General features: G+C 71.6%; 11 protein-coding genes. 4 read left to right on the top strand and 7 right to left on the bottom strand.

Going from position 1 to position 14,498, the window contains the following annotated elements:
* Positions 1–10: 10 nt before the first annotated feature.
* The 4 genes from VZQ01_RS42925 to VZQ01_RS42940 form a co-directional block, all read right to left on the bottom strand.
* Positions 11–1,036 carry a biotin--[acetyl-CoA-carboxylase] ligase gene (locus tag VZQ01_RS42925; protein WP_255666032.1) on the bottom strand — a complete coding sequence of 342 codons (1,026 nt, stop codon included), beginning with the start codon at positions 1,034–1,036 and terminating at the stop codon, positions 11–13.
* A 108-nt stretch (positions 1,037–1,144) separates the two neighbouring features.
* Entirely contained in the window at positions 1,145–1,798 is a 654-nt protein-coding gene (locus tag VZQ01_RS42930) for a hypothetical protein (RefSeq protein ID WP_223784399.1), read from the bottom strand.
* A complete protein-coding gene (locus VZQ01_RS42935) occupies positions 1,776–2,690 on the bottom strand; it encodes a HEAT repeat domain-containing protein (protein ID WP_223749980.1) in 915 nt (304 codons plus the stop codon). The genes VZQ01_RS42930 and VZQ01_RS42935 overlap by 23 nt, the downstream gene beginning before the upstream one ends.
* Positions 2,691–2,757: 67 nt before the next feature.
* Positions 2,758–4,950, bottom strand: a complete 2,193-nt coding sequence (locus VZQ01_RS42940) for an HTH domain-containing protein (RefSeq protein ID WP_426746540.1) — start codon at positions 4,948–4,950, stop codon at positions 2,758–2,760.
* A gap of 98 nt (positions 4,951–5,048) precedes the next feature.
* Between VZQ01_RS42940 and VZQ01_RS42945 the strand changes: the two genes are divergently transcribed.
* On the top strand, positions 5,049–7,247 hold the full coding sequence (locus VZQ01_RS42945; protein WP_267696366.1) for an outer membrane protein assembly factor BamB family protein: 2,199 nt from the start codon (positions 5,049–5,051) through the stop codon (positions 7,245–7,247).
* 40 nt (positions 7,248–7,287) lie between these two features.
* On the opposite strand, the gene VZQ01_RS42950 is transcribed toward VZQ01_RS42945, so the two are convergent.
* Positions 7,288–8,196: a hypothetical protein gene (locus VZQ01_RS42950; RefSeq protein WP_426746541.1), complete on the bottom strand. Its 909-nt coding sequence runs from the start codon at positions 8,194–8,196 to the stop codon at positions 7,288–7,290.
* Positions 8,197–8,247: 51 nt separating this feature from the next.
* On the opposite strand from VZQ01_RS42950, the gene VZQ01_RS42955 reads away from it, so the two are divergent.
* A complete protein-coding gene (locus tag VZQ01_RS42955) occupies positions 8,248–9,282 on the top strand; it encodes a homoserine O-acetyltransferase family protein (protein ID WP_267696367.1) in 1,035 nt (344 codons plus the stop codon).
* Positions 9,283–9,292: 10 nt separating this feature from the next.
* On the opposite strand, the gene udk is transcribed toward VZQ01_RS42955, so the two are convergent.
* Both udk and VZQ01_RS42965 read right to left on the bottom strand, forming a co-directional pair.
* Positions 9,293–9,931: a uridine kinase gene (gene udk, locus VZQ01_RS42960; protein ID WP_074956956.1), complete on the bottom strand. Its 639-nt coding sequence runs from the start codon at positions 9,929–9,931 to the stop codon at positions 9,293–9,295.
* A gap of 11 nt (positions 9,932–9,942) precedes the next feature.
* Entirely contained in the window at positions 9,943–11,640 is a 1,698-nt protein-coding gene (locus tag VZQ01_RS42965) for an MbnB/TglH/ChrH family RiPP precursor modification enzyme (protein WP_426746542.1), read from the bottom strand.
* Between the two features lie 532 nt (positions 11,641–12,172).
* On the opposite strand from VZQ01_RS42965, the gene VZQ01_RS42970 reads away from it, so the two are divergent.
* Both VZQ01_RS42970 and VZQ01_RS42975 read left to right on the top strand, forming a co-directional pair.
* Positions 12,173–12,562: a hypothetical protein gene (locus VZQ01_RS42970; protein ID WP_426746543.1), complete on the top strand. Its 390-nt coding sequence runs from the start codon at positions 12,173–12,175 to the stop codon at positions 12,560–12,562.
* Between the two features lie 290 nt (positions 12,563–12,852).
* Positions 12,853–14,418 carry a vWA domain-containing protein gene (locus VZQ01_RS42975; protein ID WP_426746544.1) on the top strand — a complete coding sequence of 522 codons (1,566 nt, stop codon included), beginning with the start codon at positions 12,853–12,855 and terminating at the stop codon, positions 14,416–14,418.
* Positions 14,419–14,498: the final 80 nt, after the last annotated feature.

A 14,498-nucleotide genomic window follows, 5' to 3' on the forward strand; every position in this document is an offset into this window, starting at 1 on the left:
AAGGCGCCGCTCAGCGGGGCGTCTGGCGCGAGCGCGGCGACTGCCTGGGGCGCAGCTGCTCCACGTCTCCGGCCAGCACGCGCTCCAGCTGTCCGCCCTCCGTGCGCACCAGCAGCGCGCCGGATGGGTCGATGTCCTCGGCCAGGCCCCGCAGCTCGCTGCGGTCCGTGCGCACCAGCACGTCCTGCCCCAGGGTGGACGACAGCTCCTTCCACCGGGCGCGCACCGCGTCGAAGCCCGTCTCCAGGTACAGGTCCAGCCACTCCTCCATGCGCGTCCACAGGGAGGCGGCGAACCGGGCACGGTGCACCTTCTCGCCCCGGGCCAGCGACAGCGAGGTGGCCACCCCGCGCAGCTCCTCGGGGAAGTGCTCGTCCTGGCAGTTGAGGTTGACCCCCACCCCGACGATGACGAAGTGCACCCGCTCCGGCTCGGCCGACAGCTCCGTGAGGATGCCCGCCACCTTGCGCCCGTCGATGTGCACGTCGTTGGGCCACTTGATGGCGGCGTCCACCCCGCACTCGCGCAGCGTCTCCGCCAGCGCGACGGCGGCCACCAGCGTCAGCTCCGGCGCGCGCTGGGGGGGCAGCTCCGGGCGGAGGATGGCGGAGAAGTACAGGTTCAGCCCCGGCGGCGACACCCAGGCGCGGCCCCGGCGGCCCTTGCCAGAGGTCTGCTGCTCGGCCACCACCACCTCGCCGTGCTCGGCGCCGTCCTGCGCCAGCCGGAACGCCACCTCGTTGGTGGAGCCCAGCACCGCGTGGTGATGGACCGTCCGGCCCAGGTCATGGGTCTCCAGCAGCGGCGCGACCTCCAGCGCGGTGAGGCGGTCCGGGACCTCCACCAGCCGGTAGCCCCGGGCGGGGATGGCCTCGATGCGATAGCCCTTGATGCGCAGGGCCTCCACCCGCTTCCAGACCGCCGTGCGGGACAGCCCCAGCTTGCCCGACAGGGCCTCCCCGGAGGTGTAGTCCTCACCACTCTCGGAGAGGAACCCGAGGATGAGTTCCTCCTGCGTCTGCTCGGTCGATTCCAGGGCCACGGCGACACCTCACGAGAGCGCAAGGGTACGGAGCGGCGGCCGGGCTTTCAACTCGCCGGGCCGGGGCCCTCGGCGGCCCCTCCTCGCCCTCCGTCCCGGCCTTCAGCCGGCCGGTGGGGTGCTCGCCCCGGGGGCACGACTCCCACCCACCTCGTAGGCGGTGAGCTCCAGGTGCGTCTGGGGGATGCGCTGCTGGCTCGCCGTCTCCAGGAAGATCTCCATGCGCACCATCCCGACGCCCGGCGCGAACGTCATCGCGTTGACGAGCGTGGCCTGGGCATCCACCCGGTTGCGCCCCTCCACCTGCACGCAGGACGGGAAGGTGCCCGCGGGGGTGTCACACGCGCTGCCCGCCTGGACGATGCGATAGCGCTCGGTGGACGACACCGACACCACGTTCGTCCACGCGTGCCCGGTCTCCAGGGGGCCCCGCAGCAGGTAGCGCTTGGGGTCCCTCAGCCCGTAGGCATCCACGGCGAGCTGGCCGCCCTGGTTGTCGTGGAAGAAGCCCTCCTCCTGCTTGAGGATCTCCACCGTGACGAGCTTGTCGGCGCGGCCGTTCTGCCGGTACGTCCAGCTGTTGCCCACCGCGAGCGGGTAGTAGTCCGCCACGCTCCCGGCCACGGCCGACGTCTGCGACTCCGACTCCACGCGCTTGGAGCAGCCGCTCCCCAGCATCATCGTGGCCAGCAGGGCGGCGGCGCCCACTCCGAACGAACGGTTCATCTCGATGTCAGTCCGCGTGGTCCCGGCCACGCGCCTCCGCGGTGATGTGCTTGCGTGAAGCGTAGAGCGTCTCCAGGGCCTGCTGCGCCGCGGCCTGCACGGCGGGCGCGTCATGCCCCTGGGCCACCGTATACAGGTACGCCTCCGCCTCCGGGCCACCAATCTCGCCCACCGCGAAGACGAGCTCCTGCACGAAGCCGTTGTCCTTGCCGCGCGCCAGGTCGATGAGCGCCGGCACGGCCACGCGCGCCTTCATCTCCACCAGCGCGCCAATCGTCTTGCGCAGCACGTCCCCGTCCGAGGACTCCTTGAGCCGCTCGATGAGCAGCGGCGCCGCGGCGGGGTGCTGGCGCTCGGCCAGCGTGCGCAGCGCGAACTCACGCAGCCGCGCATCGTCCGCGCGCAGCTCCTGCACCAGCACGTCGTCCGTGCGCTCCAGCGCGTTGAGCTGCATCACCGCGGAGTCCGTCACCTGCTTGAGCACGGCGTCCAGCGCGGCGCGCATGGCGGCCTGCCGGCCCGCGGGCGAGTCCTCCATCACCGGCGCCTCGCCCAGTCCCACCACCTCGTAGTGCTGGGGCAGCTCCCCTCCGAAGCGCTCCAGCACGAGGTTGGCGCCCACCTCGGCGAAGCTGCGCGGATCCCCGTCCTTCAGGACCTCGCGCGTGAAGGGCACGTCCAACGTCAGGCGCCAGGGCCGGACGTCCTTCGTCACCTCGTCGCCCTTCAGCTCGAAGCGGCCGGAGGACTTCAGGGACTGGGTGAACAACGTCGCCACGCCCTCAGGCGCCAGGCCCAGGAGGGCGTTGTCCTTCACCGTCGCTCCGGAGACATCCACCGGAGAGACGGGGTAGCGCGGCGCCTGCGAGCGGCAGGCGCCGAGGAGGACGGCGCAGAAGGCGAGAATCAGGGCCGGCTTCATCGCCCCCTCAGGGTAACACCCGAAGCGGGCCCGCGCCGGCCATTCCCGCCCTCCGCGCCAGACGGTGTCAGCCCTCTCCCCCTTCGGACGGGCTCTTCGCGGGACGGTGCGCATCCTCTCGCACCTCGTGCGACTCCGCTTCCGGACCGGACACGGACGGGACGACCGCCTCCGGCTGGACCTGCGCCTCGCGGACCGGCGCCTCGGGCTCGGTGATGCCCTCGGTCCGGGTGCTGGCCTCCAGCGCCTCGGCCAGGGAACCCGCCACGGGGACGGCCTCCGGGCTCGGCGCGGTGGCCTCGCTCACGCCGACCTCGGGCGCGGCCGCCAGGTCCTGGTGCTTCGCGATGCCCGCCTCACCGTCGGGAGAGGGGGTGCCCTCCGCCTGGGGCTGGGGCGCGGCGATGCTCGCCTCACCCTCGGGAGCCGGAGCGCCCTCCGCCTGCGCCTGGGGCGCGCTCGCGGCCTCGCCCGTGGGAGCGGCGCCGCTCGCGGCCTCCGCCGGAGTTCCACCCGCCGGAGTGGCGCCAGCCTCGGCGCCCCGGTTCCCACGACCCCGACGTCCACGACGGCGACGGCGGCGGCGCTTGCGGTCTCCCTGGCCGGGCTCGCCGTTCGCTTCGGCGCCCTCCGGACGGGCCCCCACGAAGGCGCTCGCGGCCTCCAGGTCGTCGTCATCACCCTCGTCGTCGTCCTCGCCCTCCTCGTCCTCGGAGCCCGTATTCTGCGGCGCGGGCGCGGACACGGCGGGAGCGGCCTCGACCGCGACGTCGCCCTGGGCGCGAGCCTCACCGCCCTCGGAGGAGACCTCCACCTCGTCGGACGAAGGCGAAGCGGACGCGCGCTTCTCGCCACGCTCGCGGCGACGCTTCTCGCGCGGGCGCTCCGACGACGCGGCGACCTCGGGGGACTCGTCCTCGCGGGACTGCTTCTCGCGCTGACGCTCCTCGCGGCGCTTCTGGGCCTCCTCGGCGTCCAGCTTGGCGGCCTCGAAGAAGCGCTCGTCGATCTCGTACAGCTCCACCCGGGTGACGGTGACGGCCGTCTCGGCCTCCAGGAACTTCTCACCCAGCGCGTCGCCGCACCACAGCATCACCAGCGAGCCGCTGGCCTGCGCCTCGGTGCGCGCGTCTCCACGCACGTCGCCCGCGCTCACCAGCAGGCCCACCTGCGCCGAGTAGTGGCTCAGGTCGCGCCGCAGCTCCTGCACGGCCTTGCGGTCGATGCCGGGCGTGCCCTTGAGCATCCGAACCGCGTAGCGCAGCTCCACGCTGCCCTCGCGCTTGCGCGCCGTGAGCAGGGGGCCTTCCTTGGAGCGCTTGGCCACCTTCAGCTCGCGGAAGCCCAGCCCGTGCATCATCTTCACGACGGACTTCTCGAACGTGCCCACGTCCGCGTCGCCCAGGCGCTTGCGCAGCCCTCGCGCCACCGCGCGGCGCGCGTCCTTGAGCGACGTGCGCAGCGTGGTGAGCAGCGCCGCGTCCACCACCGGCTCGCCCGCGACCGCCGCGGCCGAGGAGCGCGCCAGCACCGGCCGGCCCGCCTCCAGCGGAATCCCCAGCGCCTGCGCGAACGCGGCCTGCAGCTCCAGCGACGGCGCCTCGCTCGGCGAGCCCGCGCGCTCCAGCGTCACCTCGCCGGAGTCCTTGTTGAACGCGTACTGCGGCCGGCGACCCGCGTCGATGCGACGCTGGTTGTCCTCCAGGAGCGCCGTGAGCACCGCCTCCACCGTGAGGTCCTCGGCGCACAGCTCCTTGCTCCGGGCGCGCTCGATGATGGCCTCCGTGCGCAGCCCACCGTCGGCGTCGCTGAGGATCTCGAACACCACCTCCGGCAGCGGCGGGAAGCGCTTGCGCTTTCCACCCCGCTCCTCGTCCTCGTCCCGGCGGCGCTTGCGCTCACTGCCCCGGCCCGCCGCTCGCACGTTGTCCGTGCGCGGCTCCGGGTGGCGCTCCGCCGGCCTGAGCGGCGGCAGGTCCTCTTCCGGATTCGGCTCGATTACGCCTGTCTGCGCAAGCGCCTCCACGTCCTCGGGAATCGACCAGTCCACCAGGGCGAAGGTGTCCTTCGCCGTCACAATCACCTTGCGATCCCTCGTGCGACGCGCCATGGCGGCCAGGCGCGAGAGCATCGTCACCTCGGGCGTCTTGCCGACGTGGGAGAGCAGGCTTTGTTGGATGGACTTCTCGGTGATTTCAAGGAAGTGGAGGGGACGTCCTTCGCTCTCCAGGATGCGGAGCGCGGCCTCGTAAAATGTCATCGAGTATTCCCCAAGAATTCCGAACGGTTACAAAAATGTAGGTCCGTATGGGCGGCGGATGCTAGCCATCGCTAAACTGGCTTGTCAACGAACGGAAGATGACCCGCATACGCATCGGACAGCGCTGGAAACGCGAACCCTCGGCCTCCCCGCTGGATTCCATCGCACTGGAACTGGACGGCGTGGACCTGCTGTCCGGAGCGGTGGAGGAGTCCTTAGCAGAAGTGGTGCCCGCTTTGGTGCGCGCAGTGGCCTCTCTTCGCACGGGGGGCCGGCCCATGGCCCAGGTCTCCCTGGCGGAGGCCCACCTGGAGCTGGTCCTGAGACGGGTGGGCGCCGAGGTGGAGCTGCTCGTGGTGAGCCTGGCCCGCCCCGCCCGGCTGATGCGGCCCCCCGTGAGGGTGGACGCCGAGGAGCTGACCGAGGCCGTGAAGGCCACCGGCGCGCGCTTCCTCGCGGACGTCACCCAGGTGGCGCCCAAGGGTGTCTCCGCCCCCCTCGCCCAGGCGCTGGCGGAGCCGCTCAAGCAGCTCGCGAGGCCTTCGCGGCCCCCGGATGAGGAGCCCGCCCGCCCCTCGGTGAAGCGCGTGGAGCCGCCCCAGACGCCCGGCTTCGGCTTCGAGCTCCGGGACGCCGGCGCCCGGGGGCATCGCTCCGGAGGCAAGCGGAGCCCGTCCGGGACGCTGGCCCCCCTGCTGGGCCCAGGCGAGGTGTGGCTCGCCCTGCCCGGCAAGCCGGAGGCGTGGAAGGTCCAGGCGCCGCCGTTCCTCACGGTGCTGGAGCTGTCGCGGCAGGCGGTGGAGCTGGCTCGGGCGGTGGAGCTCAAGGAGCCCCGGTTCCAGCTGGAGCCCGCGGGCACCCGCTCCCCGCTGCTGCTCGACCTGGAGGCCGGCAAGGCCCGGGTGGGCCGCGCGGGCGTGCCCTTCCCGCTCACCGGCATGCAGCTCGCGGCCAGCCTCTTCCACCTGGGCGAGGCGCTCGCGGCCACCTTCGCGGAGGAGGACCGGACGCAGGTGGGCAACCCCTACCTGGTGGAGCTGGCGGAGCGCTGCCGGGAGGGCCTCTCCCATCTGCGCGGCCCCGTGGAGCCCCCCGAGCAGTCCGGCGCGGCGAGGGAGAAGCGCACCCGGACGACGGAGAGCGCCTCCAAGCCGCTCAAGGTCCCCGGCCGGCTGCGACGGCTGCGCTTCGAGCGGCTGTGGGAGCAGCGCGGGCTCGAGGACGCGGAGGAGTCGCGGCTGCTGCTCGGACGTCACGGGCCGGTGTGCTGCTCGCCTCAAGCGGCGGTGGCCTTCTCGCGCAAGGACGGGTCTCGGCTGTGGCGCCGCGCCGCGGCGCTGGGCGTGGCGGCCTCGGCGGACGGCCACGCGGTGGCGGCGGACCTCTCCCGCGTGTACGGCTTCACGGGCCGGGGCGCGGGGGCGCGCTGGCTGCATGACCACGACGGCATCCCCCTGGGGCCGCTGCTCCTGCGCAAGGACGGGCTCTTGCTCACGCTGTCCGAGGACCGCACCGTGGTGGCCTTCGCGGAGGCCACCGGGCGCGAGGTGTGGCGGCTGGCCCCTCCGCGCACGCAGCGAAGCTGGCTGACGACGCAGGGCCACCGCGCCCTCGTCACCACGGACTCCGGCTATGTCTACGGGCTCGACCTGGAGGATGGACAGGTGCGCTACCGGATGCGCGCGCCCCTGCCCTTCCACGGCGCTCCGGTGCCGTGGGGTCGTCGGTTCCTCGCGCTGCTCGGTCGGGGTTCGCACTGGGCGCTGCTGCTCGCGGACGCGCACACGGGCGAGGCGGCGTGGACGCACGAGCCGGACCTCACCCACCCGTCGGCGCCGCTGCCGGTGGGCTCGCGCGTCTTCATCGCCGGGGAGCGCGAGCGCGAAGGCATGCTCTTGTGCCTGGACGCCAAGGGCCAGCGCGTGTGGGAGCGGCCGCTGAACCTGGGGCCGGGGCCGTACGCGCTCTCGCCCCTGCCTCGCGCCGTGGTGGTGACCAGCGCCTCGGGGGCCGCGGCGCGCGTGGCCTCGTCGGGCACCGTGGACTGGCGCGTGGGCGCCGCGGGGGAGCCGCTCATCGGCGCACTGCCGGCACGCACCGCGCGCGGGGTGACGCTGGTGCCGGGTGAGCGGGTGCGCGCGGTGGACCCTCGAGGAGGTCAGGTGCTGGCCGAGGTGCGCGCGGGGGCGGGGCTCGTCGCGCTCCAGGCCGACGTGCGCCTCAACCTCTACTTCCTGGACGACACCGGCGCGCTGTCCGCGTACCGGCTGGGCTCCCACTTCACCGTGGTGGAGTGAGGGCGAACACCCGCTTCGCCCTCCCCCACCCGGCACACCGCTAGTTCGCGGCGGCCTTCTTCGCCGGGTCGATCTCCTCCTCGGGACGCTCCTCCTGCGTGGCGCCCTCCCACGTCTCACCCGCGCCCAGCTTCCACTCCGAGGGCACGTCCAGCTTCCACACGTACGTGGCCGTGGCGTCCCCGCCCGAGGGCGAGCGCGACGAGACGGTGATGGTCATGTCCAGCTTCGCCACCTCGTTGGGCATCAGGTCCAGGTCGTAGTGGCCCAGCACCAGCTGCGGCGGGAACTCCGCGATGAAGCGCTCCGGGTGGTCGATCTTCATCGACGGATCCCCACCGCGCATCTCGCCCAGGAGCTTCCCCTTCGCGTCGGTGAGCTTCCACACCGTGTCGAACGTGGCGCTGGTCAGCATCTTGAGGACCTTGCCCTCGTCCTTGAGCTGCCGCTGCGCGCCCCACAGCGCGAGCTGCAGCCGGATCTGCGGCTTGCCCATCACCATGATGGTGTCCGAGGACACCACGTCCAGGCGCATGCCCTTGTCCGTCGCCGTCCACACCGGGCGGTAGCGACCCTCGCGCAGGCTGTCGAACACCTTGCGCGTGTAGTCGTAGAACGCCTTGCGGTCCCCGGCGCGCTCGTCCTTCTCCGCCCGCTTCTCCAGCTCCTGGAGATAGCCGTCGAAGTTCTTGTTCCCGTTGAACGCCTTCAGGTGGTCATCCACCTGCTCGAAGTACGTCTTGAAGAACGGCTTGAGCTCCTCGCGATAGGCGTTCTCGTCCGGATTGACCCGGAGCCAGGCCACGCGCTCCAGATAGTCCGCGCGGATGCGCTGGACGTCTGCCTCGCGCTGCGCCTCCTGGGTGCGGGCACTGGCGCTGCGGTAGCTCATGATGGCGCCCAGCAGCACACCAGCGACGAGGACAATGACTCCGAAATAGCGCTTCAAGCGGCAGTCTCCTGTGCGGTGGAGCAGGCAGTGATATGAAAATTCCCCAACGTGATCCAGGCCACCGGCACCCACCTGTTCACCTCCCTGCTCCCTCTGGAGGAAGGCGAGCTGCTGCGCAACCCCCAGGTGGCGTGGGAGGCGTACGGAGAACCGTGCGACGGCAAAGCGGTGGTGCTGCTGCACGACCTGTCGCATTCGCACCGGGCGGTGGGGCCGGCGGAGGACTCCGCGTATCAGCCGTCGGGTTGGGCGCGTGAGCTGGTGGGGCCGGGGCTGCCGTTGGACCCGGACATCATGCCGGTCATCGTCCCGGGGCTCTTGGGCAGTCCGTTCGGCAGCACCTCGAACGCGTCGATGGACCGGGAGACGGGCGAGCGACTGGGCCTGAGCCTGCCTCCCCTCACGGTGCTCGACATGGCGCGCGGGGTGTCCGCGCTGCTGCGAGCCCGGGGGCTGAACCACGTGCGCGCGCTGGTCGGTGTTGGCCTGGGGGCGCAGGTGGCGCTGCGGCTGGCGGCGCTGTTCCCGGAGCTGTCGGACTCGGTGGTGGCCATCGGCTCGGCGCGCGCGCTGCCGGAGGGCGTGCGCGAGAAGCTGGGCCTGGCGTGGCAACTGTTGCGCGCGGACCCGGACTTCCGCGAGGGCCTCTATGCGCCGGACGCGCAGCCTCGCAAGACGATGCGGCGGCTGAGGCTGGACTTCCAGAAGCTGCTCTACGGCCGCGAGTACCTGTCGCAGCGCTTCGCCGACGCCGAGGCGGCGAGGCTCGCGCTGGACGCGGAGGCGGACGCCTTCTCCGAGTCGTTCGACGCGTCGTCATGGGCGACGCTGTGCTCGGCCTACTCGGGCTGTGACGTGGCGGACTGCTTCGCGCAGATCCGGGCGCGGGTGCTGCTGGTGGCGGGGAGCTCGGACGTGCTCGCGCCGGTGAACCGGGTGCGGGACACCTACCACCTGCTGTCCGCCGCGGGCGTGAGCGCCCGGCTGGTGGAGCTGCCCGGCCCGGGGGACCATGGCGCGCTCCTGACGGAGACCGAGCGGCTGCGCGCGCCACTCGGAGACTTCCTGCGGCGCGTGGGCTGAGGCGCTGGGGCTACTCGCGCGGCTGCGGAGCGGAGAGCTTCCCGCGCAGCGCGCCCACCAGCATGCTGATGGCGATCTCGTTGTTGCCGCCGTGCGGGATGATGATGTCCGCGAAGTGCTTGGACGGCTCGACGAAGCCCATGTGCATGGGGCGCACGTGGCGCAGGTACTGGCTGACGACGTGGTCGAAGTCGCGGCCGCGGTCCTTGATGTCGCGGGTGAGGCGACGAAGGATGCGCAGGTCATCATCCGCGTCGACGTAGATCTTCACGTCCATCAGCTCGCGCACTTCCTTCATGTGCAGGACGAGGATGCCCTCGATGAGGATGATGTCCCCCGGGTCCACGCCCATGGTGCGGGGCTGACGCGACGAGGTGACGAAGTCGTAGACGGGCTTCTGGATGGGCCGCCCGGCCTTCAACTCCCGGAGGTGACTCACCAGCAACTCGGTGTCGAACGCGTCGGGATGGTCGAAGTTCACCTCCCGGCGGTCCGCGATGGGGAGGTCCTTCAGGTCTCGGTAGTACGAGTCCTGATCGATGAAGGCCACGCGGCAGTCGGCAAGCGCCTCACGAACCTTTCGGGCGACGGTGGTCTTGCCGGACGCGGTGCCACCCGCGATGCCGATAACGAGGGGTGACGACGTCATTGCGGCGCGACCTACCCTACCGGACGCACAGGCGCAAGGGTTCGGTCCACCCCGGAAGCATCCCCCAGGCGGATCATCCGCTGATTCAGCCCCTCCGCCAGGACCTCCGGGGGCACCGACTCCACCGGCACGGGCCTGGAACCCAACTCCCGGAGCAGCACCGCCAGCCCCCGTGACACGCCCGACACCTCGAATCCCGGGGCCTTGCGTCGCACGGCGAAGCTCCACGGGGTGCCCCCCGGACGCCGGGCCACCTGGGCCAGCGCCTCCAGCCCGGACAGCTCCAGCGCCCCACATGCCCACGCACGGGCGGTGAGGTGGCGGCGGACGGCGCGCGCGGCGAAGACGAGCTCGGACAGGTCCACGGGGAAGCTACCGGGCCGGACGTCCTCCGCGAGCCCCACCTGTCCGGGGCCCGGCGCCGGGGCGGTCTTCAGGAAGGTGGTGGGCGCGAGCATCTCCAGGCTCAGCGCGGCGGAGGCGCCCTCGTCGGGCTGCTCCCGGAGCCGGCGCATCGCCCAGGCGGAGAAGACCTGCGGCAGTGAGCGCCCTCCCCCGCCGAAGAGGCCGCGGTACTCGCGCGAGCGGGTGAAGTCGAGCAGCGCCTCGCGCGTGCCGGCCAGGAGCAGGCGCGTCAGCGGCCAGTCCTTGTCCAGCGTCTCGGCGACCACCGCGAGGCGGAAGTCCTGGTCGGCGGCGGTGCCCTCCGGGTCCTCGCTCGCGTCCGGGGCCGACACGCCGTGGCCCGCGTCGAACAGCTCCCACGGACGGCTGTCGCCCGAGAGCACCGGAGGCGCGCTCACGCCGGGCGCGCGCAGCGTCAGCGGCTCGCGAGGGCCCTGGGGGATGAGCGTGCGCAGCCGCCGCAGGGAGAGTCGAGCCACCTCGGGGGGATGACCGTCACCCTCGAAGGTGACGGCGCGCAGGGACGGACAACGCGGTAGCAAGGACTCCAACAGATTGAACAGCTCCTCGCGCACCGGCTGCGTGTGGTCGTCGACGTAGAACCGACGCGAGCCCCGGCGCGTCACCACACCGCCCGCGAGGTGGATCTCCACGACCTGCTCCAGCGGGAAGCCGTCCAGGCCCGCCTCGAGCGGCAGCCCGGCGGAGAGCTGGTGGCTGAACAGGTGGCCCAGGTCCAGGAGCAGCGGCAGCCCCGTGCGCTGGTGCAGCTTCGCGAGGAAGTCGAGCGCGTGCAGCTCGCCTCGGCGCGCCAGCACCGCGGGGTTCTCCAGCACGAGCGGCATGGAGAGGTGTGACTGGACATGGAGCGCGTGCGCGGCGCAGTCCGCGAGCCCGGCCTCGTTGAACGGGGGCGTGATGTAGAGGTAGCCGGGGAACGGCTGGCCCTGCACGTGCCACCACCCCACGTCATTGCCCACCCACGGGCTGCCCACGGCGCGCGCGTGCGCGTCCAGGGCCTTCAGCGTGGCGGCGGGCTCCAGCTCCGGCCCCCACAGGTTGAGGTGCACGGGGTGGAAGAGCACGGGCACGTCGGCGCGGCGGCGCCACATCTCCGGAAACAGCGAGGCCTGGGCACGCGCCTCCTCCAGGTCCAACGGAGCGCTGTACTCGACGAAGTCGAAGAGCCCCGGCGACGCGTCCAACAGCCGGTACGGCTGCGGCACATCCGCGGTGCTCAGGTTGCTGCTCAGCCCCAGACCCCGCCAGGGCAACGTCCATGCGTCCGAAACGGCCTGCGTCATGCGGCGCAACCTAGTCCACCGCTCGCGTCTGTTGTGCTCGGAGTTGCGGGCGACCGGGCGAGCCCGCGTGAGGCCCGCACACCCTCCGTGGGCATTTGAAAAACAACATCGAGCGGCCCCTCGGTGATTCATCGTGATGACAACCCAGCGCCGGGTTCACAGACATCGAACATGGCCCGTGTCGACGAATCAGACAGCCTTGAAGTCAACCTGCCCTCCATTCTCGAGCGCATCCATCCGGAGCGAGCGTTGCACGGAGACGAAGCGCGTCCCCGCTTCGACGAGTCCGCGCAAGACGTGCTCCACGCCAGGAAGGCCAGCGCGGACTCGCCCTTCGCGGACCAGGGCCCGCCTGCGAGGCACCGCGGAGGGAGCGCCGTCGAAGGCAGACCTGGCCTGGAGGGTGAGCGTCCATGGCGAGGACGGCCTCGTCCGGGAGGTCCTCCAACGCGCGCGAGCAGGCGCCAACCAGGGCCGGAGCACCAAGTCCTCGGAGGTCTCCGGCTGCACGCATCCGCTGTGACAGCAGACGATGAACGAACAGGGCCTGAGAGGCACAGCGGGCTACCCCACGTTCGCCGTGGCGGTGCTCGGCGAACTCAGCACGGGGGAGTTCGGGGACTGGCGGCAGGACTACCTGGCCACCCTCATCTATGGCTTCTACGTCGAATACACCGTGGACATGTCGGGCGGCGAGCACCACAGCAAGCCTCCGACCACAGGCATGCCATCTGGCGCTGTGAGCAACACGCCAGGAAGGTCCTCCGCGAGGAGGCTGGCGAATACTTCGACCGAACTACACGGCGGACCTGAGCTGGGGATGGATGACACCAGCGCGAGGCCTCGGGTGAATCCGCGGAACCTTTTCCACGGACCGCTGTCGGAGCACTGGCGAATCCAGGAACAGGGAGGCAGTGAATGAGGCGGAACCTCAAGGCCGTCACGGGTGTCGTGTGTGCGCTCGCGTTGAGCGGAGTGGTGTTCTCGTGCCGGTCATCGGACGTGGACACGAAGAACCTGGCCCCTCGTGACGCGCACGCGGGACAGATGGCCTCCAAGTCCCCCCCTTCCCAGGCAGACACGGCCCTGGCGCCAGCCGCCGGGACCACGAGCCCTGATGCCCCCTCCCCCGTCGCCGCTCTCGAAAAACCTGCCCCCGCACCGAGCGCGGCGCCCCCGCCCTCCGGGAACTCCGCGCGCCTGCGCTCCGCGATGGGCAACATGTTCGGAGCGGCCGGCGCGGCCCATGGCCAGAGCGGACTGGGGGTCAAGGGCAGCGGCTCCGGTGGCGGTGGCGTCGCGATACTGGGTGGCAAGAGCAGCGGCATCACGGGTATCGGCACCATGGGTCGCGGCAGCGGACGCCTCGCGGGCTCGTCCCGAGGTCCTGCTGCCGACGCCACTTCCAGCCAGGAGGGCTACCGCGACCACGGCGTGAATCCCTTCGTCTCCACGGAGAAGGACCGCCTCTCCACGTTCGCGGCGGATGTCGACACGGCCTCGTACACGCTGGCACGGCGCAAGCTCAAGGAAGGCACCCTGCCGCCGCGTGAAGCCGTGCGCGTGGAGGAGATGCTCAACTACTTCCGCTACACGTACCCCGCGCCCGCACCGGACGAGGGCCCCTTCGCCGTGCACCTCGACGCCGCGCCCTCCCCCTTCACGCCCGGACGACACCTGCTGCGCGTCGGCGTGCAGGGCAAGCGCCTGAGCGTCTCCGAGCGCAAGCCCGCGCACCTCACCTTCCTCGTGGACGTCTCCGGGTCGATGCAGTCCCCGGACCGCCTGCCGCTCGCGAAGCGCGCCCTGCGGATGCTCGTGGACCAGCTCCGCGACGGCGACACCGTGGCGCTCGTCACCTACGCGAGCGCGGTGCGCCGCGTCCTGCCGCCCACGGGCATGGAGCACAAGGCCCGCATCCACGCCGCCATCGAGGACCTGACCGCGGGCGGGAGCACCGCGATGGGCTCCGGCATCCAGCTGGCCTACCAGGAGGCGATGAAGACGCTAGATGGCGAGTCGGTGTCGCGCGTCGTCATCCTGTCCGACGGCGACGCCAACGTGGGGAGCACCTCCCACGAGGAGATCCTGAAGACCATCCGAGGCCACGTGAAGGAAGGCATCACCGTCACCACGGTGGGCTTCGGGATGGGCAACTACCAGGACACGATGATGGAGCAGCTCGCGGACCAGGGGAACGGAAACCACCACTACGTGGACTCGCTGATGGCCGCGCGGCGCATCTTCGTGGAGCAGCTCGGAGGCACGCTGGAGGTCATCGCGAAGGACGTGAAGCTCCAGGTGGAGTTCGACCCCAAGCAGGTGTCCCGCTATCGCCTCGTCGGCTACGAGAACCGCGACATCGCGGACGAGGACTTCCGCAATGACCGCGTGGACGCGGGAGAGCTGGGCTCGGGCCACTCCGTCACCGCGCTGTACGAGCTGGAGCTCATGCCCGGCGCGGGCGAGGGTCTGGCCACGGTGCGCGTGCGCGCCAAGCGCCCTCGTGGAGAGAGTGCCTCCGAGCGCGCCTTCCCCTTCCCCGCCAGCGCGCTCTCCCCCACGTTCAAGCAGGCCCCTTCGGACCTGCGCTTCGCGACCGCGGTGATGGGCGCGGCGGAGCTGTTGCGACGCAGCCCCCACGCGGAGAAATGGAGCCTGGACCAGGTGCGGGAGATCGCGCGCTCCGCGACGCCCTCGGGCAACGAGGAGCGTGAGGAGTTCCTCGCGCTGCTGGGCGAGGCGCATCACCTGCTGCGCGACGTGGCCGCGCGTTGAGTCAGGAACAGAGGGCACCGGGGGCACCGCGCCTCCAGACGGAGCACCTGGGGTACAATCGATCCTTCACCCCTCGCCCC

It is taken from the genome of Myxococcus faecalis, from assembly GCF_050039385.1.
Taxonomy (GTDB): Bacteria; Myxococcota; Myxococcia; order Myxococcales; family Myxococcaceae; genus Myxococcus; species Myxococcus fulvus.

Bases quoted from the DNA above. Each gene is read 5' to 3' on its own strand.
- VZQ01_RS42965 (WP_426746542.1), bottom strand. From the start codon at position 11,640: ATGACGCAGGCCGTTTCGGACGCATGGACGTTGCCCTGGCGGGGTCTG.
- udk (WP_074956956.1), bottom strand. From the start codon at position 9,931: ATGACGTCGTCACCCCTCGTTATCGGCATCGCGGGTGGCACCGCGTCC.
- VZQ01_RS42940 (WP_426746540.1), bottom strand. From the start codon at position 4,950: ATGACATTTTACGAGGCCGCGCTCCGCATCCTGGAGAGCGAAGGACGT.
- VZQ01_RS42945 (WP_267696366.1), top strand. From the start codon at position 5,049: ATGACCCGCATACGCATCGGACAGCGCTGGAAACGCGAACCCTCGGCC.
- VZQ01_RS42975 (WP_426746544.1), top strand. From the start codon at position 12,853: ATGGGCAACATGTTCGGAGCGGCCGGCGCGGCCCATGGCCAGAGCGGA.
- VZQ01_RS42970 (WP_426746543.1), top strand. From the start codon at position 12,173: ATGAACGAACAGGGCCTGAGAGGCACAGCGGGCTACCCCACGTTCGCC.
- VZQ01_RS42935 (WP_223749980.1), bottom strand. From the start codon at position 2,690: ATGAAGCCGGCCCTGATTCTCGCCTTCTGCGCCGTCCTCCTCGGCGCC.